Origin of the sequence: Massilia cellulosiltytica (assembly GCF_047325105.1) — a bacterium.
In the GTDB taxonomy this organism is placed as follows: domain Bacteria; phylum Pseudomonadota; class Gammaproteobacteria; order Burkholderiales; family Burkholderiaceae_D; genus Telluria; species Telluria orientalis.
This window is the reverse complement of the sequence record NZ_CP168562.1, coordinates 1,802,808-1,829,470: the sequence shown is the minus strand read 5'-3', so window position 1 is coordinate 1,829,470 and position 26,663 is coordinate 1,802,808. Positions and strand designations below refer to the sequence as shown.

21 protein-coding genes and 9 tRNA genes are annotated in these 26,663 nt (G+C 68.4%); 12 read left to right on the top strand and 18 right to left on the bottom strand.

Features of this window, described 5'->3' with window-relative positions:
• Positions 1-9: 9 nt before the first annotated feature.
• Entirely contained in the window at positions 10-1,254 is a 1,245-nt protein-coding gene (locus ACEN9H_RS08205; protein WP_413674352.1) for a voltage-gated chloride channel family protein, read from the top strand.
• A 4-nt stretch (positions 1,255-1,258) separates the two neighbouring features.
• Here ACEN9H_RS08205 and yiaA read toward each other — a convergent pair whose 3' ends face one another.
• From yiaA to ACEN9H_RS08175, 6 genes are all read right to left on the bottom strand, one after another.
• The gene (gene yiaA, locus ACEN9H_RS08200) at positions 1,259-1,684 is read right to left on the bottom strand and encodes an inner membrane protein YiaA (protein WP_056137263.1); all 426 of its coding nucleotides are present in this window, start codon (positions 1,682-1,684) and stop codon (positions 1,259-1,261) included.
• Between the two features lie 82 nt (positions 1,685-1,766).
• Positions 1,767-2,150: a fluoride efflux transporter CrcB gene (gene crcB / locus ACEN9H_RS08195; protein WP_371763014.1), complete on the bottom strand. Its 384-nt coding sequence runs from the start codon at positions 2,148-2,150 to the stop codon at positions 1,767-1,769.
• Positions 2,135-2,593 (bottom strand): molybdopterin synthase catalytic subunit MoaE, encoded by a 459-nt coding sequence (gene moaE, locus ACEN9H_RS08190; protein WP_371763041.1) that lies wholly within the window; start codon positions 2,591-2,593, stop codon positions 2,135-2,137. Before moaE ends, crcB begins: the two co-directional genes overlap by 16 nt.
• An 8-nt stretch (positions 2,594-2,601) precedes the next feature.
• Entirely contained in the window at positions 2,602-5,247 is a 2,646-nt protein-coding gene (locus ACEN9H_RS08185; RefSeq protein WP_413674351.1) for a DUF349 domain-containing protein, read from the bottom strand.
• A 116-nt stretch (positions 5,248-5,363) separates the two neighbouring features.
• On the bottom strand, positions 5,364-5,960 hold the full coding sequence (locus tag ACEN9H_RS08180; protein ID WP_413674350.1) for a hemerythrin domain-containing protein: 597 nt from the start codon (positions 5,958-5,960) through the stop codon (positions 5,364-5,366).
• A gap of 246 nt (positions 5,961-6,206) precedes the next feature.
• Complete coding sequence (locus ACEN9H_RS08175; protein ID WP_413674349.1) at positions 6,207-7,442, bottom strand: winged helix-turn-helix domain-containing protein; 1,236 nt, start codon at positions 7,440-7,442, stop codon at positions 6,207-6,209.
• Positions 7,443-7,578: 136 nt separating this feature from the next.
• On the opposite strand from ACEN9H_RS08175, the gene ACEN9H_RS08170 reads away from it, so the two are divergent.
• The 10 genes from ACEN9H_RS08170 to ACEN9H_RS08125 all read left to right on the top strand — a co-directional run bounded on the left by ACEN9H_RS08170 (position 7,579) and on the right by ACEN9H_RS08125 (position 19,342).
• Positions 7,579-8,850 carry an exonuclease SbcCD subunit D C-terminal domain-containing protein gene (locus ACEN9H_RS08170; RefSeq protein ID WP_413674348.1) on the top strand — a complete coding sequence of 424 codons (1,272 nt, stop codon included), beginning with the start codon at positions 7,579-7,581 and terminating at the stop codon, positions 8,848-8,850.
• Positions 8,847-12,758 (top strand): AAA family ATPase, encoded by a 3,912-nt coding sequence (locus ACEN9H_RS08165; protein ID WP_413674347.1) that lies wholly within the window; start codon positions 8,847-8,849, stop codon positions 12,756-12,758. Before ACEN9H_RS08170 ends, ACEN9H_RS08165 begins: the two co-directional genes overlap by 4 nt.
• A gap of 38 nt (positions 12,759-12,796) precedes the next feature.
• The gene (locus tag ACEN9H_RS08160; protein ID WP_056137254.1) at positions 12,797-13,009 is read left to right on the top strand and encodes a hypothetical protein; all 213 of its coding nucleotides are present in this window, start codon (positions 12,797-12,799) and stop codon (positions 13,007-13,009) included.
• Positions 13,010-13,020: 11 nt separating this feature from the next.
• Positions 13,021-14,181, top strand: coding sequence for a methyltransferase (locus ACEN9H_RS08155; protein ID WP_413674346.1), 1,161 nt, complete (start codon positions 13,021-13,023; stop codon positions 14,179-14,181).
• 58 nt (positions 14,182-14,239) lie between these two features.
• Positions 14,240-14,316, top strand: a tRNA-Met gene (locus tag ACEN9H_RS08150).
• A gap of 63 nt (positions 14,317-14,379) precedes the next feature.
• Positions 14,380-14,643: a hypothetical protein gene (locus ACEN9H_RS08145; protein WP_056137253.1), complete on the top strand. Its 264-nt coding sequence runs from the start codon at positions 14,380-14,382 to the stop codon at positions 14,641-14,643.
• Between the two features lie 49 nt (positions 14,644-14,692).
• Positions 14,693-16,102, top strand: a complete 1,410-nt coding sequence (gene dbpA / locus ACEN9H_RS08140) for an ATP-dependent RNA helicase DbpA (protein ID WP_413674345.1) — start codon at positions 14,693-14,695, stop codon at positions 16,100-16,102.
• 112 nt (positions 16,103-16,214) lie between these two features.
• Complete coding sequence (locus ACEN9H_RS08135) at positions 16,215-17,405, top strand: hypothetical protein (protein ID WP_413674344.1); 1,191 nt, start codon at positions 16,215-16,217, stop codon at positions 17,403-17,405.
• A gap of 20 nt (positions 17,406-17,425) precedes the next feature.
• Positions 17,426-17,929: a TssQ family T6SS-associated lipoprotein gene (locus ACEN9H_RS08130; protein WP_413674343.1), complete on the top strand. Its 504-nt coding sequence runs from the start codon at positions 17,426-17,428 to the stop codon at positions 17,927-17,929.
• Between the two features lie 3 nt (positions 17,930-17,932).
• Positions 17,933-19,342 (top strand): MFS transporter, encoded by a 1,410-nt coding sequence (locus ACEN9H_RS08125; RefSeq protein ID WP_413674342.1) that lies wholly within the window; start codon positions 17,933-17,935, stop codon positions 19,340-19,342.
• Here ACEN9H_RS08125 and ACEN9H_RS08120 read toward each other — a convergent pair.
• The 12 genes from ACEN9H_RS08120 to gltX form a co-directional block, all read right to left on the bottom strand.
• The gene (locus tag ACEN9H_RS08120; protein ID WP_413674341.1) at positions 19,326-20,906 is read right to left on the bottom strand and encodes an amidase; all 1,581 of its coding nucleotides are present in this window, start codon (positions 20,904-20,906) and stop codon (positions 19,326-19,328) included. The two genes, ACEN9H_RS08125 and ACEN9H_RS08120, sit on opposite strands and share 17 nt — an antisense overlap.
• A 124-nt stretch (positions 20,907-21,030) precedes the next feature.
• Positions 21,031-21,606 carry an elongation factor P gene (locus ACEN9H_RS08115; protein WP_056137248.1) on the bottom strand — a complete coding sequence of 192 codons (576 nt, stop codon included), beginning with the start codon at positions 21,604-21,606 and terminating at the stop codon, positions 21,031-21,033.
• A gap of 66 nt (positions 21,607-21,672) precedes the next feature.
• Positions 21,673-22,821 carry an elongation factor P maturation arginine rhamnosyltransferase EarP gene (earP, locus tag ACEN9H_RS08110; RefSeq protein WP_413674340.1) on the bottom strand — a complete coding sequence of 383 codons (1,149 nt, stop codon included), beginning with the start codon at positions 22,819-22,821 and terminating at the stop codon, positions 21,673-21,675.
• A 68-nt stretch (positions 22,822-22,889) separates the two neighbouring features.
• Positions 22,890-22,965: transfer RNA gene (locus ACEN9H_RS08105), tRNA-Glu, on the bottom strand.
• Positions 22,966-22,999: 34 nt separating this feature from the next.
• Positions 23,000-23,075: transfer RNA gene (locus ACEN9H_RS08100), tRNA-Glu, on the bottom strand.
• 49 nt (positions 23,076-23,124) lie between these two features.
• Positions 23,125-23,200, bottom strand: a tRNA-Glu gene (locus tag ACEN9H_RS08095).
• A 24-nt stretch (positions 23,201-23,224) separates the two neighbouring features.
• Positions 23,225-23,300, bottom strand: a tRNA-Ala gene (locus ACEN9H_RS08090).
• A 121-nt stretch (positions 23,301-23,421) separates the two neighbouring features.
• Positions 23,422-23,497 (bottom strand) — tRNA-Glu (locus tag ACEN9H_RS08085).
• Between the two features lie 36 nt (positions 23,498-23,533).
• Positions 23,534-23,609, bottom strand: a tRNA-Ala gene (locus ACEN9H_RS08080).
• Positions 23,610-23,678: 69 nt separating this feature from the next.
• Positions 23,679-23,754, bottom strand: a tRNA-Glu gene (locus tag ACEN9H_RS08075).
• Positions 23,755-23,783: 29 nt separating this feature from the next.
• Positions 23,784-23,859, bottom strand: a tRNA-Ala gene (locus ACEN9H_RS08070).
• A 52-nt stretch (positions 23,860-23,911) separates the two neighbouring features.
• Positions 23,912-25,303, bottom strand: a complete 1,392-nt coding sequence (gene gltX / locus ACEN9H_RS08065) for a glutamate--tRNA ligase (protein ID WP_413674339.1) — start codon at positions 25,301-25,303, stop codon at positions 23,912-23,914.
• Positions 25,304-25,489: 186 nt separating this feature from the next.
• Between gltX and ACEN9H_RS08060 the strand changes: the two genes are divergently transcribed.
• Positions 25,490-26,656, top strand: coding sequence for a diguanylate cyclase (locus tag ACEN9H_RS08060; RefSeq protein ID WP_413674338.1), 1,167 nt, complete (start codon positions 25,490-25,492; stop codon positions 26,654-26,656).
• The last annotated feature ends 7 nt before the right edge of the window (positions 26,657-26,663 follow it).

Below are 26,663 nucleotides of genomic sequence, written 5' to 3'. Positions count from 1 at the left end.
ATGTCCGCCATGGAACATTCATTCTTGTCGGAACAACGCCGCCTGCTGCCCTACATGGGAAAATGGCTGCTGCTCGCCCTCGCCGTCGGGCTGCTGTCCGGGTCCGCCTCCGCTTTCTTCCTGTTCGCGCTCGAACTGGCGACCGGGACGCGCAACGCCCACCGCTGGCTGATCGCGCTGCTGCCGCTGGCCGGGTTCGCCGTCGGCTGGCTGTACCTGCGTTTCGGCAGCTCGGTCGAGGCCGGCAATAACCTGCTCATCGACGAGATCCACGACCCGAAGAAAGTGATTCCGCTGCGCATGGCACCGCTCGTGCTGGGCGGCACCGTGGTCTCGCATTTGTTCGGCGCCTCGGTCGGACGCGAGGGCACGGCCGTGCAGATGGGCGGCGCGCTCGCCGACCAGCTCACGCACGTGTTCAAGCTCAAGATGGAAGACCGGAGGATCGTCTTGATGGCCGGCATCAGCGCGGGCTTCGCCTCCGTGTTCGGCACGCCGCTGGCGGGCGCGATCTTCGGCCTGGAAGTGCTCGCGATCGGCCGCCTGCGCTACGACGCCCTGCTCGCCTGCCTGGCGGCCGCCATCGCCGGCGACCAGGTCTGCCTGCTGTGGAGTCATGCGCTGGGCATTCACCACACGCATTACGCCATCGCGTCCGTACCGGCACTGGGCCTGTGGCCGCTGGCGGCAGTCGCGATCGCCGGGGCGCTGTTCGGTCTTGCTGGAAAACTGTTCGCGGATTGCACGCACGCGCTATCGGGCTGGATGAAGCGGCGCGTGCCTTACGGTCCGCTGCGGCCGCTGCTGGGCGGCAGCGTCGTCGCCGCCGTCGTGCTGGCGTTCGGCGCGGACCGCTACATCGGCCTCGGCATCCCGACCATCCAGGCCGCATTCACCGAGCCGCTGGCGCCATGGGACTTCGCCGGCAAGCTGGTGTTCACGGTCGCGTCGCTCGGCAGCGGCTTCAAGGGCGGCGAAGTGACACCGCTGTTCTACATCGGCGCCACGCTCGGCAATGCGTTGGCGCCGCTGCTGCACCTGCCCTTTTCCCTGCTGGCGGGCGTTGGGTTCGTGGCCGTGTTCGCCGGCGCGGCCAACACGCCGATCGCGTCGACCCTGATGGCCATCGAATTGTTCGGCGCGGAGGTGGGGGTGTATGCGGCCGTCGGGTGCGTGCTGGCCTATCTGTTTTCCGGCCACACGGGGATTTACCGGGCCCAGCGCATCGGCCACGCCAAGCCCGGCAAGTCGTGATGCATCAAGCCTGCTGCGCTTCGGGCACGTCGCCCGCCGCAGCCAGGTCGCGCACGTTCTTTTGCACGGCGATGATCGCGAACAGGGTCAGCACGAACGACATGGCATAAAACCCTTTTTCGCTGAGCATCAAGGTCGCATTCCACAGGCCGACCGTCAGCAGCACGACGGCGGCCATCAGCGAGGTCCAGCACAAGCCGACGTACATGCCCGTCACCGGCAAGCCCTCGGCCCGGTCGCGCACCGTCTTTTGCAGCGACACGGCGGCAAAGCAGCCGTACAGCAGGATCGTCAGGTAATAGCCCTTTTCATTGAGCTGCATCTGGGCATTCCATAAACCGATGAGGTAGGCAAGGATGCCGACGATCATGGCGCCCCAGGATGCGCCGACGAAGGCCGGGCTCGGGCGTGCAAATGATTGCTTGGTCATGCTGTTCTCCGGTCAGTGAAAATTAAGACATTGCCAGATTGCAGTTCTCACGCATTGCGCGCAAGCGAATGACACGCAGGTATCACGCGATGGCACGCCAGGTCGCATATCCTGCGACGCAGCAGCCGATCGACCCCAGCAAATGCACCGCCGAATGGGCCAGCGCCCAGCCGTAATGGCCCCGCTGGAGCAGCACCATGGCTTCGGCGGAAAAGCTGGAAAACGTGGTCAGCCCCCCGAGGAAGCCCGTGATGACGAACAAACGCCAGGCCGGGGACAGGGCCGGCATGGCGTCGAAGAAGCCCAGCGCCAGCCCGATCAGATAACCGCCGACGAGATTGGCGACGAGCGTCCCCAGCTGGATGTGAGCATGCAGCTGGCCGAGGAAGATGGTCAGCCCCCAGCGCAGCCACGCCCCGAGGGCCGCGCCGACGGCGACCGCGATCCAGCTCAGCGGCTGGCCCACTTGGCCCGGGCCGTGTCGTCCGTCACGCGCGCATCGACCCAGCGCGCACCGTTCGGCGTCTGCTCCTTCTTCCAGAACGGGGCATCGGTCTTGAGGTAGTCCATGATGAATTCGCACGCGGCGAACGCTTCGCCGCGGTGCGCGGACGTGCAGGCGACGAGGACGATCTGGTCAAGCGGCCGCATCGGCCCGATGCGGTGGATCACGAGGACGCCATACAGCGGCCAGCGCGCCCGCGCCTGCTCCACGATGTCGTGCAGCGCACGCTCCGTCATGCCCGGATAATGTTCCAGCTCGAGTTCGGCCACATTGTCGCCGTCGTTCATGTCGCGCACCGTGCCGACGAAACTGACGACGGCTCCCACGCGCGCATCACCCGCGCGCAGGCGCGCGATTTCCGCGCTCACGTCGAAATCCGCGGCCTCGACGCGGACCTCCGTCACATCCTTCTTCACTTGCCCTCCTTGGCCACACGCAGCGCGAGCTGCTCGATCCGGGACGCCGTACGCGCATCGACGAGCGCCGCCAGCGCACACAGGTCGCGCAGTTGCGCCGTCGCGCCGCCCTGGGCGCCGCGGCCGCTGCCCTGTCCTGCGCTTTGTCCTGATTTCAACGACGACTGCAATACCTCGACCTGCAGCTTCAAGCGCTCGCGCGCGAATTCCGGGCCGCTGTCGATGCCGGCGCCGATTTCCAGGCGCAGCAGCTCGTGCAGCAGCTTGCCGCTGTTCGCTTCCAATGTGCGGCCATACGCGGCCTTCTGTTCCTCGCTCCCGCGCAGCGCGGCCAGCGCGGCGTCGAAACGGGTGCGCAACGTGCGTTCCATGTCGGCGTCGAGGGGCGGCAAGCCGGACCAGCGTGCCTCCCAATCGGTGGTACCGGCATCGTCCGCGGCGACGGCCTGCTCCAGTTCCTGCACGAGCCTCAGCTTGTCGCGCAACATGCCCGCCTGGGCGACGCCGGCGGCGCGGCGAGCCTGGTCCGCATGCTGCTGCACGAGCGCCACGGCCGCGTGATAACGTTTTTCCACGCGGGCTTCATGCGCGCGCGGCACCGGGCCGATCGCCTGCCATTCCGCCTGCGCCTCACGCAGCAGCTTGCCGACCGTGGCCGGCGTGACGCTGTCCGCCGCCGCTTCCAGGCGCGCGCTGATGGCTTCCTTGGCGGCCTCGTGGGCGCGGCGCTCGATGTCGGCCTCGTGCATCGTTTCCTTGCGGCGCTGGAACACATCGTCGCACACGGCGCGGAAGCGCTGCCACAGCGCCTGCTCGCTCTTGCGTTCGAGCGGCAGCGAGCGTGCATGGTCCTGCCAGCGCTGCTGCAGGGCGCGCATCGTGTCGATCGCATGGCGGTCGTGCGGGTCGATGGCGGCCGCTTCCTCGATGATGGCTTCGCGCTCGGCCATCTCGGCCTTGCGCTGCTCTTCGAGCGGCCCCTGCAGCACGTTCAGCGCATCGGCAAACAAGGCGTCCAGGCGCTTCTTCTCCTTGCGGTCGATGGCGCCCAGGTGGCTCCACGCGAGACGCAGCCGCTGCACCGTGCCCGCCACGTGCTTCCACTCGACGCTGCCATCGCGCAGGCGCGCGATCTCGGCTTGCGCTTCCTCGACGAGTTCCTGGCCGCGTGCCGCGTTCGCATGGCGTTCGTCGGCCAGGTGGCGGAAGTGGGCCGCGGCCGGCGCATAGGTGGCCGTGCAGGCGGCGTCGAACCGCTCCCACAGGCTCTTCGGCGCGGCGCCGGACAGGCTGTCGAGCGCCTTCCAGCGGTCGCGCATGCTGCCGACCTTCTTGGCCAGCTCGCTCATCGCCAGGTTTTGCGTGGGCAAGGCCTCGACGGTCTTGATGAGTTCCTCGCGCGACACGTTCCCGCCCCAGCGCGCCCAGTCGGACAGGCGCTTGAGCTCGGCCCGCAGGTGGGCCAGGCGGTCGGATTGCGCGGGCGTGAGGCGCATGCCCTTTTCGCGCGCGTCCTTCAGGGCCTTGTCGTGGTCGGCGGCGGCGCCCAGCGAGCCCTGTTGCAGGGCGGCTTCCATCGCATCCATCGTGTCGATGAAATGCTGGTCCGCACCGCGCGGCTTGTTGTCCTTCGCGCCCTCCTTGGCAGGCGCCTTGGCGCCGCCTTCATGCGCCGGCCTGGGCTCGCGCGGCTCCTTCGGCCTGCGCGGCTCGGGCTGCGGCACCGTGGCCAGCAGGGCGTCGAAGCGGCGCTGCAGTTCGGCGGCCTGCTCGTCCTGGGGCAGATGCGGCAGCGCTTTCCATTCGCGCCGCAGCGTCTCCGCATTCAGTTCGGCAACCGGTTTCGCCTGCTGGGCGTCGATGAATGCGGCGCGCGCGGCGAGCGCGGCCTGGCCGGCTTCCTGCACCTGCAAGCCGGCGCGCAGCTTCTCCATCCCGGCCGCGAATTCGGCGACGAGGGCACGCGGCAGCGACGGGTGTTCGGGCGAACGCAGGGCCTCGTCCTGTTCCTGTGCCAGCACATCCAGGCGCTGCCCCAGTTCCGCTGCCGACAGCCCGGCGCCGCCCAGCTGGCGCATGGCAGCCACGCGGTCGATCATGGCGCGCTGCAGGGCCACCTGCGCTTCGAGGCGCTGGGCCAGCGCGGCGCGCGCGGTCTGGAACGCGGCATCGAGTTCGGGTGCGGAGATCACGGACCATTTGCGGTCCAGCTCGGCCACGTGGTTCGGGGTCAGCAATGCATCCTTGAGGAGGGATTCGGCCTGCTCGACGGCGGCCTGTGCGCGCCGGTGCTCGGCTTCGCGGTGACGGTGCGCGTCGAGGCGCGACTGCATCAGTTTGGCGACGCGGCGATCGGTATTGCGCATCGCGGTGTGCACACGCTCGATCAGCGCCGGGCTGTGGACGAACTCGGCGGCGGCGAGGCGCAGTTCGGAAAATTCGCACTGGAGGATGAATTCCACCGCGGCGGCTTCATCATCCCCGATCCGGCCCAGCTTTTCAGCCTGGGCCGTGCGTTGATGGTTGGACGAATGCGTGGCGGCGGACGCGGACGGTTCCGCTTGCCCCCCCGCCTGTCCTCCCTGCCCGGCCGGCTTGTCGCCGGGCTTGTCGCCCGGCCGCTTGAATAGGAACTCGAACATGATGAAATCGCACTTCCAAAATCGCCATCATAGCAAAGAACCCTGATGGCCTCGTGACACCAGCCTGGCGCGTGCGAGCAATCGTTCATCATTTCCCACTGACAATATCGATACTGTCAGTGGGCCGCGGTCAACGTCGCGTGCCGTCGCCCGTGCACATCGTGGCCGGCATGCCCGACCAGTTCGTGACGCAGGCGGCGCGGACCGGCGCGGTGCTCCTGCGCGTAGGCGTCGTGCGCGAGCATCTGGTTCGCGATCGCGAACCACGCGTCGCCGCCGACCGCCGCGCGCGCCAGCGGGAACAACTCGTGTTCCTCGCGCTCCAGCCGGCAGCGCAAGGCCGCGACGCAGCTCTCGACGGCGCCGCAGAACACGTCGCGCGGCACCGGACGGTCCGCCGCGCCGACGCAGGCCTCGGCCGTGGCCATCGCGCCGGCCGCCTGGCCGCTGAGCCGTTCGAGCTCCTCCAGCAACCTGTCGGCCGCCGCGGTGCTGCGGCGCAGGGCCGGCACGAGGAACTTGTCGAGCTTGCGCCAGTGACAGTTGTCGTACGCCTGGCGCAGTGCAGTGCACAATTGTGCGGCCCGGCCGGCGGCCAGCGTGCTGAAGTCGCCCGGCAGAGCGCGCAGCTCGTCGAGGAGCGACTGCAGGGCCGCGCGCACCGTCGTCTGTTCGACGGACAGGGCGACGAGGGTATAAGTCGATGTCAGCATTCGGTCTCCACCTTTTTCTCACGAGTGAGTTCGACAAATCCGCTCCCCGGCCGCATGGCATGCGCGGCGCTATGCAAGGTCCGTGGGAGCGTTGTTGACAGGCCCGGGGCGCTCTCGAATCGCGAGTCTCGAATCGCGAGTCTCGGATCGCGAGGCGTCCTCTGGTTGGTTTCGGCCTGAAGGAAGGTCTAGTGTAAGGAGGCGGGGCTGGCACCCGTTTGATCTATCACAAACGGCCACCCGGCATCAGGCCGCGGCCGCCAGGGTCTGGCCCAGCGCGGCGGCCAGCGGCGCGGCGAGCCCGGCCGGCTCGGCGTGCGCCAGCACGACCTGCGGACAGCCGTGCCAGCGCGCGCAGCGGGCGAACGCCGCGGCCAGGTCACGCACGAACCGGTCGCTGATACGTACCCCGGGCTCCAGCACGAGGGATTTCAGCTCGAACACGCCGGTCTTGCGGTGCGCCTTGGCATCCACCCGGCCGACGAGCGCCCCGCGCCGCAGCAAAGGGAGCGTGAAATAGCCGTAGCGCCGTTTCTCGGCGGGCGTGTAGCACTCCAGCCGGTAGTCGAAACCGAACAGGTCGAGGGCGCGGCGGCGGTCCCACACGATGGGGTCGAACGGCGACAGCACGCTGGTGAGCGTCGCCTGCAGTCCCCCATCGGCGGCCCGCCCGAGCAGCGCCGCATGGTCGGGGTGGACGTACACGGGCTCCTTCCAGCCCTCGACGCGGGCGCGCAGCAGCAAGCCCTCGTCGGCCAGCCGCGCCGGATCGAGGTGCGGCGGCTTCGTGCGGTGATAGTCCGGAATCCAGGCAGCCTTCGCCACGCCCAGCGCGCGCACGGCGTCCAGCACGAACCGCCGCCGCGTCGCGTCGATCGACGGCATGCGCGCATCGTCCCAGCCGGGCAACACGCGCTCGGCCAGGTCGTACACGCGCTGGAATTGCTGGCGGCGCGCGATCATCAGCTGCCCGGTCGTGAACAGGACTTCCAGCGCGCGCTTTTCCGGCTTCCATGCCCACCAGCCGCCGGCCTTGCCGTCCGAGCGCTCGAAGTCGGCCGAGCGGGCCGGCCCGCTGGCCCGGACATGCGCCAGCACGCGCTCGACCTCCTCCCGGTGCGACGCCAGCCACGTCCCCGCGTATTTCCAGCCGAGCGAGCCGGGATCGACCATCCGGTGCCGGTACAGGCCGTAATCCTCGATCGGAATGAAACACGCCTCGTGGGCCCAGTACTCGAACAGCCGGCCCTCGGCCAGCAACTGGTCGAGCCAGTCCGGGTCGTAGTCGCCGACGCGGCTCCACAACACGAGATACGGGCTGCGCGCGACGACGCTGATGGTGTCGATCTGCAACACGCCCATGCGGCGAATCGCTGCCAGAACATCGGCTTGGGTGGCACGGGCGCGTTTCGCCTGCAGCATGCCCTGGGCCGCAAGGTGCAGGTTTCGAGCGACAGCAAGAGTCAAAATTGGTTCAGTCATCCCGGCATTCTAGTGACATCTCATCAACATTTGTACAGGTCGCCGCGAAAAAGTACTGGTTTTTTTTACAGTATCTCGTTCCATGCGATATAGTTGGCGCCCAGGTTCAACCACTGTTGCGGATTTCTTAACGACCATGCGGCTGCTGCACACATCGGACTGGCACCTCGGCCAGACCCTGCACAATTTCGACCGGACCTACGAACACCAGTGCTTCCTCGACTGGCTGCTCGACACGATCGTCGCCGAGGAAGCGGACGCCCTCTTGATCGCGGGCGACGTATTCGACACCTCGAACCCGTCCGCCGTAGCGCAGCGCCAGCTGTACCGCTTCCTGCAGCAGGCGCGGGCACGCATGCCGCAGCTGGACATCGTCATCATCGCCGGCAACCACGACTCGCCGGGCCGGCTGGAGGCGCCTGGGCCGCTGCTGGAAGCGCACGGCACGCGCGTCGTGGGCCACGTCATGCGCGACGCCGAAGGCAGCATCGACCTGGAGCGCTTCATCGTCCCGCTGACCGGCAAGGACGGTGCGGTGAAAGCCTGGTGCGTCGCGATCCCGTTCCTGCGGCCGGGTGACGTGCCGCGCGTCGCGTCGCAGGCAGCGGGCGACGATGCGTTCGACGCCTACCTGGCCGGGATCCGCCTGCTCTACCAGCAGACGTACGACCTGGCCCGCGCCCGGGCCACCGAGGGCCAGGCGATCCTCGCGATGGGCCATTGCCACATGGTCGGCGGGGATGCGTCGCCGGACTCGGAACGCCGCATCGTTATCGGCGGCACCGAGGCCCTGCCCGCGTCGATGTTCGGCCCGGACGTCGCGTATGCCGCGCTGGGCCACCTGCACCTGGCCCAGCGGGTCGGCCAGCAGGAGCACCTGCGCTATTCCGGCAGCCCGCTCCCCCTGTCGTTCGCCGAGGTCGGCTACAAGCACCAGGTGCTGCGCATCGACCTGGACGGCCCGCGCGCCGCCGCCATCGAACCGCTGCACGTGCCGCGCTCCGTCGAACTGCTGCGCGTGCCGGCCAGCCCGGCGCCCGTCAAGCAGGCGATCGCGGAACTGGTCGCCCTCGACCTGCCCGACCTGCCGCGCGACGTCTGGCCCTACCTGGAAGTGCGCGTTCTGCTCGACGCGCCCGAGCCGGGCCTGCGCGCGCAGGTCGAGGCGGCACTGGCAGGCAAGCCCGTGCGCCTGGCGAAGATCGAACCGACGCGCCGCGTGGTCACGACGGCCGGCGTGGAACCCGCGCTGAGCCTCGACCAGCTCGCCCAGCTGCAGCCGGACGACATCTTCCGCCGCCTGTGGCAACAGCGCTTCGGCGAGGACGCGCCGGACGACCAGCTGGCCGCATTCACGGAACTGCTGCTGCCGACGGATGGCACCGCCGGGAACCGGGAGGCCGCATGAAGATCCTGCGCATCGGCGGCAAGAACCTGGCCTCGCTGGCCGGCGAATTCGAAGTCGATTTCGAGAACGAACCGCTGGTCTCGTCGGGCCTGTTCGCGATCAGCGGCCCCACCGGCGCCGGCAAGAGCACCCTGCTGGACGCCTTGTGCCTGGCCTTGTACGACGCCACGCCGCGCCTCATCAAGGGGCCGCGCGTGGGCAACTACCTGCCCGACGTCGGCGACGAAACGCTGTCCGTCGCCGACCGCCGCACGCTGATGCGGCGCGGGACGGCGGACGCGTTCGCCGAAGTGGATTTCGTCGGCAACGACGAGCAGCGCTACCGGGCGCGCTGGAGCGTACGGCGCTCGCGCAACCGCGCGGCCGGCGCCCTGCAGCCGTCCACGATGAGCCTGCAACAACTGCCGGGCCTGCAACCGCTGGGCGGCACGAAGACGGAGGTGCTGGCAGAAATGGAACGCCGCATCGGCCTCTCGTTCGAACAGTTCACACGCTCCGTGCTGCTCGCACAGAACGAATTCTCCGCCTTTCTCCGCACCGACGAGAACGAGCGCGGCGAGCTGCTGGAAACGCTGACGGGCAGCGCCGTCTACAGCGACATCTCGCGCCGCGCCTACGAGCGCTGGCGCGTGGAGCAGGAAGCCATGCGCCGCCTGACGTCGCGCCTGCAGGACCAGGCGCCGCTCGGCCCGGACGCGCGCGCCGAGCTCGACGCCGACCATGCCGCCGCCCAGGCCGCGCTGACGACGGCCGAGACGCGCCGCGCCGCGCTGGAACGTCACCTGCGCTGGTACCAGGAACTGGACCGGCTGCGCGCGGCCGAAACCCAGGCGGACGGCGCGCTGGGCCGGGCCCGCGCCGAGGCCGACGCCGCTGCCGACCGCCGGCGCCGGCTGGCCACGCTGGACGCCGTGCAACCGGCACGCGCCCTCGTCGCCGACCTGAACCGCCTGGCCGGCGAACAGCGCCAGGTGCAGGCCCGACTGGCCGGCAGCGAACACGAACTGGCACGTGCCCTCGATGCGCAGCAACAGGCCGCACGCGGCCTGATGGAGGCCGAACGCAAGCTGGAAGCTGCCGAGGACGCGCAGCGCGCGGCCGCGCCGCAGCTGGACCGCGCGAAAGCCCTCGACGCCACGCTGGACACGCTCGCGCCCGCCCACGCGAAGGCGCGCGCGGCGCAGGACGGCGTGCGCACGGAGTCGACGCAGGCCCAGGCCGCCCTGCGGACCAAGGCGGACGAACTGGAAGCGAGCCGGCGCGCGCTGCACGACGCGACGGGCTGGCTCGCCGCGCACGGCACCCGCGAACTGCTCGCCACCCAATGGACGCGCTGGGACCAGCGCCTGGCCCAGGCCGAGCAGGCCGCGCGCCAGGACGCCACCAGCGCCCAGGCCCTGAACGCGGCCCGCGCCGGCGCTGAACAAGCCGCCGCGATGGCGCAGCGCACGGCGCACGCGCTGTCGGCTTCCGTCGAACTCCTTGCCGTGCGCGAAGCGGCGCGCAAGCAGGCAGCCGCGGCGCTCGACGGCATCGACGCCGACGCCCTGCGCGCCGAACGCCGCACGCTCGACAAGCGGCGCGAACACCTCGCCTCGCTCGACCACACGTGGCAGGCGTTGCGTACCCAGCGCGGCCGCCTGGCCGACCTCGATGCGCAGGCCACCCAGGCCACCCAGGCGCAGGCGAAAGCCCAGGAAGGACTCGACGCCGCGCGCACCGCGGGCATTGCGCTGGACGCGGCCGTCACCCAGGCCGAGCGCATGCTGAAGACGGCCCAGCTGGCGTGCGCCGACGGCGTCGAAAAGCTGCGCGCCACGCTCGTGGACGGCAACGCCTGCCCCGTGTGCGGCGGCACGGAACACCCCTACCGGCACCAGGACGACCGGCTGCATGCCGTGCTGGAAGAGCTGTCCGCCGAACTGGCCGCGCGCCGCGCCGAACAGCGCGCCAACGTCGACCAGCAGGCTGGCCAGCGGGCCGCGTACGATGCTGCCGGCGAACGGCTGGCGGCGCTGGCACGCGAACGCGACAGCCTCGCCGCCGCGCTCGCCCAGCTGGATGCGGAATGGGCCGACAATTCGCTCGCGGCGGACGCGCCGGACAGCGACGCGGGCACCGACGCGCGCGGCCGCTGGCTGGCGGCCGAACAGGCCGCGCTGCGCAAGGCGTACGAAGAACTCGAGACACGCGACGGCGACCTGCGCCGCGCCGAACTCGCGCGCGATGCCGCCCAGCAGGCCTGGGACCAGGCCAACCGCGAACACGCGCGCCTGCTCGACGCGGCGCAGACGGCGCAAGGCACGCTGGCGCGGCTGGATGCCGACATCGCCGCGCTGGCCGCGCGGCGCGAAGCGGCCGCGGCCACGCTGGCCGAATTGCTCGCCGAACTGGACCCCGTGCTGGCGGAAGCGTGCGGCGACGGCTGGCAGAGTCAATGGCAGCGCGACCCCGCCGGCTGGCGCCAGGTCCGCGCGAACGAGGCGCGCGAATGGCATGACCAGGCGGCACGCCTTGCGCGGCTGCAGGGCGCCATCGGCACCCTCGACGCCGAGCACGCCGCGCTGGCCACGCGCACGGAGCATGCCGGCCGGCGCCTCGTCGAGGCGGAGGCCGAATTCGCCCGCCTGGATGCGGACCTGGCCGCGCGCCGCGTCGAACGTGCGGAACTGTTCGACGGCCGCGCCGCGCGCGACGTCGAGCAACAGCTTGTGGGTGCCGTGAACGCGGCACGCGACACCGTGAACGCCTGCCAGGCCGCGAGCCTGCTGGCCGCGCAGGCGGAAGCGCGGGTACGCGAAGCGCAGTCGCTGGCCGCGCGCCGCATTACCGACCTGCAGGGCGAACTGGCCGACGCCGGCGAGCGCCTCGCGCACTGGATCCATGAGTTCGACGGCAGCGATCCGGCACTGGAAAGCGTGGCCAACGAACAGCAGCTCGCGGCCCTGCTCCAGGTCGGCGCGGGCTGGATCGCCCAGGAACGCGCGGCCCTGCAGGAACTGGACGCGGCCCTGCGCCAGGCGACGGCCGTGCTGGCCGAACGCCGTGCGCAGCGCGAACAGCATGAACGGTTGCGCGAAGACGTGGCGCCGGCGCAGGCAGACGTCGAACAGCCGGATGCGCAGGCCGGGGACGGCGCGCTCGCCACGGGACAAGCAACTGAGCTGGCAACTGAGCTGGCAACTGAGCTGGCAACTGAGCAGGCAGCTGAGCAGGCAACCGCGCAGGGCCAGGACGCCGACTCGGTCGCGGCCGCCCTGCGCCGCGCCCAGACCGACCGGGATGCCGCGCACGAAGCGGCGGCGAGCCTCGCCATGCGCATCCGCGAGGACGAGCAGCGGCGCGAGCGGGCGCGCTCGATGATGGCCGAGATCGAGCGCCAGCGCGCCGTCGAGGACCGGTGGGCCAAGCTGGCGGAACTGATCGGCTCCGCGGACGGCAAGAAATTCCGCAACTACGCCCAGCAATTCACGCTCGACGTGCTGCTCGGCTATGCCAACACCCACCTGGCCCAGCTGGCGCGGCGCTACCGCCTGGAGCGCGTCGTCAGCACGGCCGGCCCGTCGCTGGCGCTGATGGTGCGCGACCAGGACATGGGCGGCGAAGTGCGCTCCGTAAACTCCCTGTCCGGCGGCGAGTCGTTCCTCGTGTCGCTCGCGCTCGCGCTGGGCCTCGCCTCGCTGTCGTCGAACCGCGTCAAGGTGGAATCGCTGTTCATCGACGAAGGATTCGGCAGCCTGGACAGTGATACGCTGGGCGTCGCGATGGATGCGCTGGACGCGTTGCAGTCGCTGGGCCGCAAGGTCGGCGTCATCTCGCACGTGCAGGAGATGACGGAACGCATCGCCACCAAGGTGCTCGTCCGGCCGGCCGGCGGGGGGAGCAGTGCCGTGACCGTGCAGTGCTAAAATGCGCCCCTTCCTTTGATTCATCGCTATCTTTCATCATGAACAAACCCGCCCGTTTCCTGACCTTCAAGTGCGCCAAATGCGCCAAGCCGGTCAAGGTCGCCCTGCAGAAAGTGTCCGCCTGCTCGCACATCCAGCCCTACCAGGGCATTTGCGAATGCGGCGAAATCAAGCGCCACGCGACCGGCAACCCGGACGCCGTGAAATCCTTCGTCGAGTCGAACGAACTCCACTGGCACCACCACCATTGATCGGACGCGCGATGACGACTCCCGACGGCGCGGTGCGCATCCACTGGATCGAACACGGCGAGGAACGCTCGGCGCGCTGGCGCTCGGAAAGCGGCTGGCCGGCGCCGAAGAAGGTCGTGCTCGCGGACGACACGATGAGCGCCGACGCGGCCTGGCGCCACGCGCTGGACGGCACGGCGCTGCTGTGGCGCGGGGACTTCCAGAACGCGCGCCAGCTGCTGCAGGCGCTCGTGCGCCGCGTCGACCATAAAGGTTCGCGCGCCAAACGCGCCAAGGCCGGCAAGGCGCCGGCGTCGCTCACCGAACAATTCCACCGCCACCGCCTCGCGCAACTGCAGCGCGCGCGCACGCTGGCCATGCTGCTGGTGCCGTTCGACGCGGACCACGGCGTCCCGCTGCGCCGCGCGCCCGACGTGCGCGAAGCGTGCACGGAAGCCTACGGTGGGGCGACGGAACCGTACGTCGCCTCGCTGCGCGAACTGCTGGGCGTGATCGGCGCGCACGAGTGGCGCCGCAAGGGCGTGTTCATTCCCGCCCTCGACGAGCGCATCCACCCGTGGTACGGCGTGTTCTCGCCGGTGCGCGGTGAATATGTCGAACTCGTCGCGCAGGCGCCGTTGCCGGCCGGCGCGACGCTCGCGTTCGACATCGGTGCCGGTACCGGTGTGCTGTCGGCCGTGCTGGCGCATCGCGGCATGCAGGGCGTGCTCGCCACCGACGTGGACGAGCGCGCGCTCGGCTGCGCCCGTGCCAACGTCGAGCGCCTGGGTCTCGCCGGCCAGGTCGAGATCGTGCGCGCCGACCTGTATCCCGAGGGCCGCGCCGACCTCGTCGTCTGCAATCCGCCCTGGCTGCCGGGCAAGCCGAGCTCCGCCATCGAATACGCCGTCTACGATCCCGACAGCCGCATGTTGAAAGGTTTCCTCGCGGGATTGAAAGAGCACCTGCGCGATGGCGGCGAAGGCTGGCTCATCCTGTCCGACCTGGCCGAGCACCTGGGCCTGCGGTCGCGCGATCAACTGCTCGGCTGGATCACCGAGGCGGGGCTGGACGTCGCCGGCCGCCACGACATCCGCCCCACGCACCCGAAGGCCAGTGATCCCGACGATCCGCTGGCCGCGGCACGCATGGCCGAGGTGACGTCGCTGTGGCGCCTGCGGGTGGCTGGCTAATGAATCGACAACCCGATTTGCGCTCCGGCGCCGATCGGGTTAAAATAGCGTACTCAGACGCGGGGTGGAGCAGTCTGGCAGCTCGTCGGGCTCATAACCCGAAGGTCACAGGTTCAAATCCTGTCCCCGCAACCAAATACCGTAACAACAAGCCCGACTCTTGTAGCCGGGCTTTTGTTTTCTGGGCCAGCGCAGCGCATGAGAGACAAGAAAGACAACGCGACCTTCGACCTGCCCGGCTTCGAGCCGGCGCCGCACGACGATGACGCCGCGGCTCTTTCTTCGTCTCCGTCCGCAGTTCCGGCGGCAGCCAAGCGTCCCCGGGCGCGCCGCACGGCACAGAAACAGGAACAGCTGATGCTGATGAACCTGGCAGAAACAGATGCGACCGGCCTGCCGGTCTGGAAACACGATCCCGATCTGGACCTTACCGGCTTGCCTGTCTGGAAGCCGGCACCCTGAAGCACGCGACATGAACACCGGTTCGTCGCGCCAACGAAACGCCGACACCATGTCCGACACCACCTTTTCCTCGCTGCAGCTCGCAGCCCCCTTCCTCGCCAACCTCGACCAGCTCGGCTACAAGGACATGACGCCCGTGCAGGCGGCCACCTTGCCGCTCGCACTCGCAGGCCGCGACCTCATCGCGCAGGCCAAGACGGGCAGCGGCAAGACGGCCGCGTTCGGCATCGGCATGCTGCTGAAGCTGAACCCGACCCTGTTCGCCGTGCAGGGCCTCGTCATGTGCCCCACGCGCGAGCTGGCCGACCAGGTCGCGAACGAGCTGCGCCGCCTGGCGCGCGGCATCGGCAACGTCAAGGTCGTCGTGCTGACGGGCGGCATCTCGATGCGTCCGCAGATCGCGTCCCTGGAATTCGGCGCGCACATCGCCGTCGGCACGCCGGGCCGCATCCGCGACCACCTGCAGCGCCGCACGCTCGACCTCGCGCGCCTGCGCACCCTCGTGCTGGACGAGGCCGACCGCATGACGGACATGGGGTTCTACGACGAGATCGCGGCCATCGTGCGCGAATGCCCCGCGCATCGCCAGACCCTGCTGTTCTCCGCGACGTATCCCGACGACATCCGCGCCGCCACCGCGCGCTTCCTGCGCGATCCGCTCGAGGTCGCCGTCGACACGGCGCACGCGCCGGCCCGCATCGAGCAGCGCTTCTACGAGATCGGCTTCGACGGCCGCGTCGATGCCGTCGCGCGGCTGCTGCGCCATCACCGGCCCGTGTCCGCGATCGCGTTCTGCAACACGAAGGCGCGCTGCCGCGAAGTCGCGGACGCCCTGCGCGCGCAGGGCTTTTCCGCGCTCGCACTGTACGGCGAAATGGAACAGCGCGAGCGCGACGAGACGCTCGTGCGCTTCGCCAACCGCAGCTGCGCGGTGCTCGTCGCCACCGACGTGGCCGCGCGCGGCATCGACATCGCGGGGCTGGAAGCCGTCATCAACGTCGACGTGTCCAAGGATCCGGAAGTGCACGTGCACCGCGTTGGCCGCACGGGACGCGCGGGGGCGAACGGCCTCGCGCTGTCGCTGTGTGCGCCGAACGAAAAGCGCTGGGTCAAGCTGATCGAGGACGCACAGGGCTTCACGGCCGAGTGGCATGCACTCGGCGAACTGGATGACGACGACGGTGCGGTCGACCCCGCGCCGATGATCACGTTGTGCGTATCCGGCGGCAAGAAGGACAAGCTGCGGCCGGGCGACCTGCTGGGTGCCCTCACCGGCGACGCGGGCCTGCTGAAGGAGCAGGTCGGCAAGATCGCCATCTTCGAATTCGTCAGCTACGTCGCGCTCGACCGCCGGGTCGCGCAGCAGGCGTTCGACCGGCTGAACGGCGCCAACCCGTTGGGACCGGATTTCGGCACCATCAAGGGCCGGCACTTCAAGATGCGCTTCATCGACGACTGATCGTCGACAGGTCGCGCTTGTAACAGTTGTAACAGGCGCGCACGGTTGAGTTGTGCACGGGCACCGGCGCTACAAATCTGGCATGATTTTGCCAAGCCCATGCCTTAGCAAAATGACCAGCCTAACTACCATCGGACCGGAGCAGCAGCACCTCGAAGGCCGCACCGTCAGGGACATCGTCGAGTACAGTCCCGAACAGGTCAACGAAGTCTGGTGCCGCAAGATCCTTCGCCAGATCCTGCAGTCGCTCGAACTGCAATACGCGATGCACATGCCGCATCGCGCCATCACGCCCGACACGATCGTGTTCCACGAGAATGGCGAGCCGCTGCTGATTCCCACCGACTTCGGTCCGCCGGAAGCACAGGAGGCCGATGACCTGAACGCGCTGGCACGCATCATCCATTACGCCATCACGCGCGAGCTCGCACCCATGGGCCCATTGGCCGGCCGGGCCGAGGGCTACAGCGATTCGCTCGTGAATGCCGTCGACCGCTGCATGGATTCCGACCCGGCGCGCCGCCCCCAGAGCATCGAACAGCTGCGCGACCTGCTCGGCATCGTCCCGCTCGGTCCGCCCGTCGGGGCCGCGGTGGCGTCGCACATGACGCCGCCGATGCCTCCCGACGCGCCCGCGCCTGCGCCCGCACCCGCGCCCGACCTCGGTTCCGCAGCCGTGCGACCCGCAGCCGTGCCGCCCGCAGCCGCGCCACCCGCGTTCATGCAGACCGCCGAGCGCCCACGCCGAAGCCTGAACCTGAACCGCTGGCAACGCTGGGCCGTCGCGGCCGGCGGCGGCGCCGTCCTCATCGCGCTGGCGCTCGCCATGTTCGCGGAAATGCGCGATTCGGGCTCGTTCGACCACGTCGTGCTCACGTTGCCCCAGCAGGCCGATAAACCGTCCGTCGCGACCGGCGCCGCGGCCGCGGGCGCACTGGACAGTGGCGAGGGCTATGTCGCACCGGATTCGCCGGCAGCGAGCCCGGCGGCCGTGCCGCAAACGCCCGCCAACCCGGCCGCGCCCATCGTCGCCGGCCAGGCCCAGTCCGCGCCGGACACCCGGCTGCCCGGTGTCGTCGTCACGCCGAACGGCAACCTCTACAAGTTGCAGATCCAGCCATGGGGCGTCGTCTACGTTGACGACGTCGACCGCGGCGTGAGTCCACCCGTCAAGCGCCTCGTGCTGGCACCCGGCCGCCACACGATCCGCGTGACGAACCCGAACTTCCACGACCGCGTGCTCGAGGTCGATACGGCGAGCAGCGACGGCCAGATCACCGTCGACTTCACGGCGGAACCCTGATGCCCCACGACCGGAGACCAATGAATACCCACCGCTTCGCCCACGCCATCCTGCTGACCGCGGCGGCCGCCCTCCTCGGCGGCTGTGCCGACCTGCCCGGCTTCGACAAGAAGCCGGCACGCAGTCCCAGCCATCCGAAGGCGGCGGCGGTGGAGCGGGACACCCCGGCAGTGCGCGAAGCCCCGGCGCGGCCGAAGGAAAAACCGCGCGAGCGCGACGACGTGTCGACGCCCAGCGCGGGCCTGCAGGAAGGCATCCGGTTGTACAACGACGGCGACTACAACGGTGCGATCCGGCGCCTGTCCGCGCGCGACGTGAACAACGGCCCGCTCGCCACGCGCCTCACGGCCTTGAAATACATGGCGTTCAGCTATTGCGTGACGTCGCGCCCCGGTCCGTGCCGCCAGGCGTTCGACCGCGCACTGCGCCTCGACCCGTCGTTCGACCTGGCACCGGGCGAGCACGGCCATCCGCTGTGGGGGCCCGTCTTCACGAAGGCCAAGCAGGCGGCAACGCCGCGCTAGAACGTGAGCGCGCTGCCGGCCCATTGCGATCGCCCGCTGGCCGATAGTACGCCGACGAGCGGCCACACCGACCACCCGCACCTGGTGCTGGCCACGTCGATCCTGGCCAGCAGCCTCGCCTTCATCGACGGCTCCGTCGTCAACGTGGGCCTGGCAGCCATCGGCCGCGACCTGGGCGGCGCGGGCGCGGACCTGTCGTGGGTCGTGAGCGGCTATCTTCTCCCCTTGAGTTCGCTTCTTCTGCTGGGCGGCGCGGCCGGCGACCGCTACGGCCGGCGCCGCATCCTGCTCGCCGGCATCGCGACGTTCGCGCTGGCCTCGCTGCTGTGCGCGTGGGCGCCACGGCTGTGGCTGCTCGTCGGCGGGCGCGTGCTGCAAGGCATAGGCGCAGCCTTCTTGCTGCCCAACAGCCTGGCGATCCTCGGCGCCACATTCGACGGCAAGGCGCGCGGCAAGGCCATCGGGATCTGGGCCGCGGCCGGCGCGGCGGCCGGTGCCATCGGGCCGCTGCTCGGCGGCTGGCTCATCGACACGGTGGGCTGGCGCGCGGTGTTTTACATTAACCTGCCGATCGCGGCAGTGGCCATGTTCCTCGGCTGGCGCTACGTGCGCGTGCCGCGCGGCGAGAAGCCCGTCGCGCTCGATCCGGCCGGCGCGCTGCTGGCCAGCGTCGGCCTGGGCTGCTTGACGTGGGGCCTGGCCGCGGCATCGGCCGACAAGGGCGTGACGGCGGCATCCGGCGGCGCGATGGCGGCCGGCGTGCTCGTGCTGCTGGGGTTCCTGTGGGCGGAGCGGCGGGCGGGCGACAAGGCGATGCTGCCATTGAAACTGTTCGGATCGAGCGGCTTTTCCGGCCTGAACCTGATGACGTTCCTGCTCTACGGCGCCCTCGGCGCGCTGATGCTGCTCGTGCCGTTCGTGTTGATCCAGGCGCTGCAGTATTCGGCGAAGCAGGCGGGCGCGGCGCTGCTGCCGTTTCCCATCGTCCTCGCGATCGGTTCGCCATTGATGGGCAAGGTAGCCGGCAGCCACGGGTCGCGGCTACCGTTATCGATCGGCGCGCTCATCGTCGCCGGCGGATTCCTGCTGGGCACGCGCATCGGCGACGGCGGCTATGCCACCACCGTGCTGCCCGCCATCCTCGTCATCGCCGTCGGCATGGCGTGCGTGGCCGCCCCGCTGACGACGGCCGTGCTGTCGTCCGTGGACGCCCATCACACGGGCGTCGCGTCCGGCTTCAACAGCGCCGTCGCGCGCGGCGGCGGGCTCATCGCGACGGCGCTGCTGGGCGTCGTGCTGACGGCGCAAGGCCGCGCACTGCTGGCGCCGTTCCACGTGGCGATGGTCGTATGCGCCGCCTGCGCACTGGCGGCGTCGATCTGCGCGTTCGCGTGGGTCAGGCGCGCGGGTTGACGGACGCCGGATACGTGGGCGCGCGGCGCCGCTGGCTCGCCTGCTCGTAGGCATAGGCCATCGCGATCAGCGCCGCTTCGCTCCAGGCGCCGCCGACGAACGACAGCCCGACGGGCAGCCCGTGCACGAAGCCGGCCGGGACCGTCACGTGCGGGTAGCCGGCCACCGCCGCGGGCGACGAAAAGCTGGGGCCGTCGTGGTCGCCGTTGATGTAGTCGGTCAGCCAGCCCGTGCCGCCCGTCGGCGCGACCAGCGCATCCAGCTTTTCCTCGCGCAGGATCTGGTCGATGCCCTCGTCGCGGCTGTAGCGATGGTTGTTGGCGAGTGCGTCGCGGTAGGCCCTGGCGTCGAGGCCCGGCCGGGCCGCCGCCGCGATCAGGTGTTCCTGGCCGAAGTGGCGGAGTTCCTGCGCGGCGTGCCTGTCGTTGAACGCGATCACGTCGGCCATCGTCTTCACGGACGCGTGCGGCGCGTAGCCGGCCAGGTATGCCTCCAGGTCGGGACGGAATTCGGACAGCAGCACTTCCAGTTCCGAGTCGCCGTACTTGTCGACGTTGGGCACCTGCACGTCGACGAGCGTCGCGCCCTGCGCGCTCAGGATGGCCAGCTCGGCTTCGATCACGGCGTTCACGGCCGGGCTATTGAAAAAATTGCGCGCGACGCCGATGCGGCGGCCGCGCAGGCCGTCCGTCCGCAAGGCCGCCGCGTAATCGGCCGGCCTGCCCTGCATGGTGCCCGTGGCGGCGTCGTCCGGATCGGCGCCGGCGATGGCCGCGAGCAGCAGCGCGGCGTCGGCCACGGTGCGCGTCATGGGGCCGGCCGTGTCCTGCGAATGCGCGATCGGGATGATGCCGCTGCGGCTGACGAGGGCCAACGTGGGCTTGATGCCGACGATGCCGCAGATCGATGCCGGCGACACGATCGACCCGTCCGTCTCCGTGCCGATGGCGAGCGTGGCGAGCGCGGCCGCCATCGCGGCGCCCGAGCCGGCACTGGAACCGCTCGTGTTGCGGTCGAGTGCATACGGGTTGCGCGTCTGGCCGCCGCGTCCGCTCCAGCCGCTGACGGAATGCGTCGAGCGCATGTTCGCCCATTCGGACAGGTTCGTCTTGCCGAGGATGACGGCGCCGGCCGTGCGCAGGCGCGCCGCGACGAACGCATCGCGCGTGGCGCGCACGCCGTCCAGCGCGAGCGAGCCGGCGCTCGTACTCATCCTGTCGCCCGTCGCAATATTGTCCTTCAACAGGACGGGGATGCCGTGCAGCGGGCCGCGCACCTTGCCGGCCTTGCGCTCGCGATCGAGGTCGGCGGCGATCCTGGCGGCGTCGGGATTCAGTTCGATGACGGCGTTCAGGCGCGGCCCGGCCTTGTCGACGGCCGCGATGCGCGCGAGGTAGCGCTGCACGAGCGTCTTCGACGTCAGCTTGCCCGTTTCCATCAGCGCCTGCTGCTCGCGCACGCCGGCGTCCAGGACGGCATCGAGTTCCTTGCCCGTCGCCGTGGCGGTCACGCCGGCCGCGGCGCTCGCCGCCAGTCCCAGTCGAACGAAATCCCTGCGATCCATGCGTCCTCCTCGAGAATGCGCCAGCATAACAGCATCTTGCTTATATGACATGCACGTGTGCCGGACGTATCGACGAAAAAAAACGCTGCCCGATGGACAGCGTTTTTTTCAGAGAGCGGTCGGCTTAGTTGCGGACGACTTTCTTGTACTCGGCGGTACGGGTGTCGATCTCGATGACGTCGTCCTGGTTGACGAACAGCGGCACCTGGATGGTGAACTGCTTCGACTCGATGGCGTTTTCGAGCTTGGCTTCCTTCAGGACGTTGCCCGAGGTATTGCCCTTGACGGCCGGTTCCGTGTAGATGATCTGGCGTGCGATGGTGATCGGCAGTTCGACCGAGATGGCCTTGCCGTCGTAGAACACGGCTTCGCATTCCATACCGTCTTTCAGGTAGTTGATGGCGTCGCCCAGGTTTTCTTCTTCGATTTCGTACTGGTTGTACTCTTCATCCATGAAGACGTACAGCGGGTCGGCGAAGTACGAGTAGGTCACCGGCTTCTTGTCCAGGACGACGACGTCGAACTTGTCGTCGCCGCGGAACACGTTTTCCAGCGGTGCGTTGGTGAGAAGATTCTTCATCTTCCACTTGTACGTGAAGCCCGTGCGGCTCGAGCCATTGACGTCGGAGCGCAGCACGATGAAAGGCTTGGCATCAACCATGATGATGTTGCCGACACGGATTTCTTTTGCGGGTTTCATAGGAGGGTTTTAACCTAAAAATGAGTTGCAGTAATCAAGCATGATACCATGTTCCTCGCCCGTCGCCTACCGCAGCGACCGGGCGAAATCCAGCAGGTTGCGCACCAGGTCGCCATTCGCCGACATCCGCGCCTGCCACTCGGCATCGCGTGAGCGTATCGTTGGCAAACTGGCTTGCAGCGATGTCCACAGGGCCGGCCAAGCGGCCGGCGCATCACCTTCCACGCCATTCCAGCGCAGGGAAAAATCGATCAGGCTGTCCAGGTTCTCCGCGTACTTTTGCAGGAACGCGCGGAGTTTAACATGATGCAAGTTTTCATCTTGCGGATAAATGTGCCAGATGAATGGTCGCCCAGCCCATTGCGCGCGCACCCAGGAATCCTCGCCCCGGACGAAGTTCACGTCGCACGCCCACAGCAGGCGGTCGTAATCGTCCTGCGACAGGAACGGGATGGTGCGGACCGTGAGATTGCCGTGCGTCGCCACCGCGTCGGCGCCGACGAACGCCGCCACCTGCTCGTGTGCGACACCTTGCGGCACGAGGCACGTCACCGGACGATCCCCCGCCTGCCACGCGGCGAACAGCGCCGCCACCGGCGCGTGCGGATAGCAGAACAGGCTGACCGTCAGCGCGGCCATCTCGTCCTTTCCGACGCCCAGCCGCGCCAGGAAATCCGCCCGCGCCGCCGCGTCGGCCTGGAAGCGGTCGCGCGCGTCGAGCAGATCGCGTTCGCGCAGCAGGCCGCCCGTCTTGTCCGTAAAACCCGGGAAGAAGAAATGCTTCGTCAGCTTCAGGCGCGGATGCATCGACGGCAGCGCGTGGCAACCCTCGACCCATTCCTCGGCGCTGAGGCCTTCGTAATTGATCCACACGGGCCGCGGCTCGCACTGGGCCATCGCGGCGACATAGCCCGGCGGGATGTCGACGCCGAAGAATTCGATGACGATGTCGGCCACGTCGGCCGGCGCGTAGACGCCGTCCTGGTCGCGCCAGTGCAGAACGCGCACGCCGTCGACCACCTGTTCGCCGGCATCGACGGACACGCCCGGCCAGATGCGGCGGAAACTGGCGAGGTCGTCGACCCACAGGGTCACCGCGATGCCATGCTCGCGGTGGAACTGGCGCGCGAGGCGCCAGCAGATGCCGATGTCGCCGAAGTTGTCGACCACCTTGCAGAAGATGGCGAGAGTCGTGGAGCGTTGATCGTTGTGCATGGTCGCGGACCCAAAGAAAAACCGGAGCACCTTTCCGCATGTGCGGGTGGTCTGCTCCGGTCTTTGACTGGCGTCCCCACGGGGATTCGAACCCCGGTACTCACCGTGAAAGGGTGATGTCCTAGGCCTCTAGACGATGGGGACCTAAAACTGTTTTTACTACTGCTTGCCGTATTCTTGGCGTCCCCACGGGGATTCGAACCCCGGTACTCACCGTGAAAGGGTGATGTCCTAGGCCTCTAGACGATGGGGACCCTGGAACTTTTACCGCTATGCCTTATCGCAGGCATCTTACATCAAAACTGGCGTCCCCACGGGGATTCGAACCCCGGTACTCACCGTGAAAGGGTGATGTCCTAGGCCTCTAGACGATGGGGACCTGAACTTTGCTACTACGTATTCTTGGTGGAGGTAAGCGGGATCGAACCGCTGACCTCTTGCATGCCATGCAAGCGCTCTCCCAGCTGAGCTATACCCCCAAATTCCCGCTTCGGGGTGAGAGCCCCAATTTAACGGGCGGGCTCTGACCCCGACTTACTAATAAAAAAGCCGCTCAAGGCGGCTTCCTTGCAACTCTACTGCGACAGGCCAATCAAATCTTGGCGTCCCCACGGGGATTCGAACCCCGGTACTCACCGTGAAAGGGTGATGTCCTAGGCCTCTAGACGATGGGGACCCTGGACTGCACTGTGTTACTCTGTTTTTCCCTGCTTGGTGGAGGTAAGCGGGATCGAACCGCTGACCTCTTGCATGCCATGCAAGCGCTCTCCCAGCTGAGCTATACCCCCTACGGGAAAACAGCACTATAACACACTACATTTACTGCTTACGTCGTTTTTCAACGTCGCTGCCGAATCTGGCGTCCCCACGGGGATTCGAACCCCGGTACTCACCGTGAAAGGGTGATGTCCTAGGCCTCTAGACGATGGGGACCTGGACTACGACATACTGCACTTCAGAGTTGGTGGAGGTAAGCGGGATCGAACCGCTGACCTCTTGCATGCCATGCAAGCGCTCTCCCAGCTGAGCTATACCCCCGCAGCGCTGAAGTGCGAGCATTATAGCGGACGCACTTGCATTACGCAAATAGTCACAACCCCTTGTTCACTCGGGCAAGCACAGTGTCACGGCCGAACAATTCCAGCACCGCGTCGATGGCCGGCGTCTGCAGTTGACCGGTGACGAGCAGGCGCAGCGGCATGGCCAGTTGCGGCATCTTGAGACCGTGCGCGGCCAGCACTTCCTTCATCATCGCGGACAGCGCAGGCTTGGTCCATTCCACGTCACGCAGGCGCTCGGCGAACTGGGCCAGCGCGGGACGCACGACGTCCGTCAGGTGCTGGGCCAGCAGCGCCGCGTCCGGCTTCGGCTCGCGGTAGAACAGCATGGCGGCGTCTGCCAGTTCGTTGATCGTGTTGGTGCGCTCTTTCATGAGGCCCAGTACGGCGGCCAGCGGCGGCGCGCCGTCGAACACCGCGCCTTCGCGCTCCATCTTCGGACGCGCGAGACCGGCCAGGCGCTCGTTGTCGGCCTGCTTGATATAGTGGTTGTTCAGCCAGCCCAGCTTTTCCGGATTGAACTGCGCGGCCGACGCGGTCAGGTGGTCGAGGTTGAACCACTCGGTGAACTGCTGCATCGAGAAGATCTCGTCGTCGCCGTGACTCCAGCCCAGGCGCGCCAGGTAGTTCAACATCGCTTCCGGCAGATAGCCCTGCTCCGGGTATTCCATCACGCTGACGGCGCCGTGGCGCTTGGACAGCTTCTGGCCGTCCGGGCCGAGAATCATCGGCAGGTGGCCGTACTGCGGCAGTTCGGCGCCCAGCGCGCGCAGGATATTGATCTGGCGGGGCGTGTTGTTGACGTGGTCGTCGCCGCGCAGCACGTGCGTGATCTTCATGTCCCAGTCGTCGACGGCGACGCAGAAGTTATACGTCGGCGTGCCGTCCGGACGGGCGATCACGAGGTCGTCCAGTTCCTTGTTGGCGATGGTGATCGGGCCCTTGACGACGTCGTGCCACGTGACTTCGCCGTCCAGCGGATTCTTGAAGCGCACGACGGGCTTGACGCCTTCCGGCACGGGCGGCAGCACCTTGCCCGGTTCCGGGCGCCAGGTGCCGTCGTAGCGCGGCTTGTCGCCGGCGGCGCGCATGCGCTCGCGCATCGCTTCCACTTCTTCCGGCGAGCAGTAGCACAGGTAGGCCGTGCCGGCTTCCAGCATGCCCTTCACCACCTCGCGGTAACGGTCCATGCGCTGCATCTGGTAGAACGGGCCTTCGTCGTGCGCGAGGCCCAGCCATTCCATCCCCTGCAGGATCGCCTGCACGGCTTCCGGCGTCGAGCGCTCCAGGTCGGTGTCTTCGATGCGCAGGACGAAGGTGCCGCCGAAATGGCGGGCATAAGCCCACGAATACAGCGCGGTGCGCGCGCCGCCGAGATGGAGATAGCCGGTCGGGCTGGGAGCGAAACGGGTACGGACGGTCATGGTCGGATGCGAAGGGAACGCATGAATAGTAATGAAGCGGCTATTTTACCGCGAGGCCCGGCAATGGGGGGGCAAGCGATCCTGCGACATGGTTACTCACGATGACTGAAAATTACTTTACAGAAATTAAAGTTTTGGCTACAGTCTCGTCCGGCTTTTCCATCTCATGCATATATCACTCTACCCATGACGAGCGACCCGAGCACCGCTGCCATTGCGCGCCTGCGCGGCGAATTCGTCTGCGCGGCGACGGAAGCCGGCTTCCTGCACGAGCAGGCGCCGACGATCCTGCGCGACCTGCGCCGCGCCCTGATCGTGTGCTCGCTGTTCTACCTGATGTTCAGCGTGGCCGACGTATTGGCGCTGGGCCTGCAGGGCGCCATCCCGTCCCTGCTCGCCCGCGCCGTCGTGCCGGTCTTCGCCTGGGCCGGCCTGCGCCATGCGCGCCGCGCCGCCACGCCCGTCAAGGCCGCGTACCGGGTGGCGAGCGTGTTCACATTGCTGGGGATGCTCACCTATATGTTCGTCGCCTGGCGCCGCCCGGCCGACACGCTGCTGCACGGCACGTCCGTCGGCCTCATGGCCGTCGTGATCCTGATCTTCATCCCGAACCGCCTGCGCACGTCGGTCGCCATCGCGCTGGGTTCCAGCCTCGTGTTCGTCGCGCTGGCGTGGATCCAGCACCTCGAAACGACGCGCCACCTCGTGTCGATGACGATGCTGGTCCTGTTCGCCAACGCCTTCGGCGCCGTCGCCGCGAACCGCCACGCGCGCCTGTGGCGCGAGCAATATCGCACGCGCCAGGTGCTGACGAATTTGTCCGTGCGCGATCCGCTGACCGGCTGCTACAACCGGCGCCACCTGAATGCGGCCCTGCTCGACGGCGAGATCGCCCGCGCGCGGCGCTACCGCTTGAGCCTGTCGCTGATCATGTGCGACCTGGACGGCTTCAAGGCCATCAACGACACGTACGGCCACCACGCGGGCGACGAGTTGCTGCTCCGCTTCGCCGACCTGTTACAGGCCATGACGCGCGAATCCATCGACACCGTCGTGCGCTACGGCGGCGAGGAATTCCTGATCATCCTGCCGGAGACCCGGCTGGACGGCGCCGTCGAACTGGCCGAGCGTGTCCGCGCCGCGTTCGCCGCCGAACGCATCCCGTACGGCGACACCGCGCTGGCCACGACCGCCAGCTTCGGCGTCGCCGGCGCCGACTTCGCGGCGCACCAGGCCATCACGCCGCAATCGCTGATCGCCGTCGCGGACGACCTGATGTACGACGCCAAGCGGGGCGGCCGCAACCAGGTACGCGCACGCCAGGTCGAGACGGGTATCGCACGCGTGGCATAGAATCGCC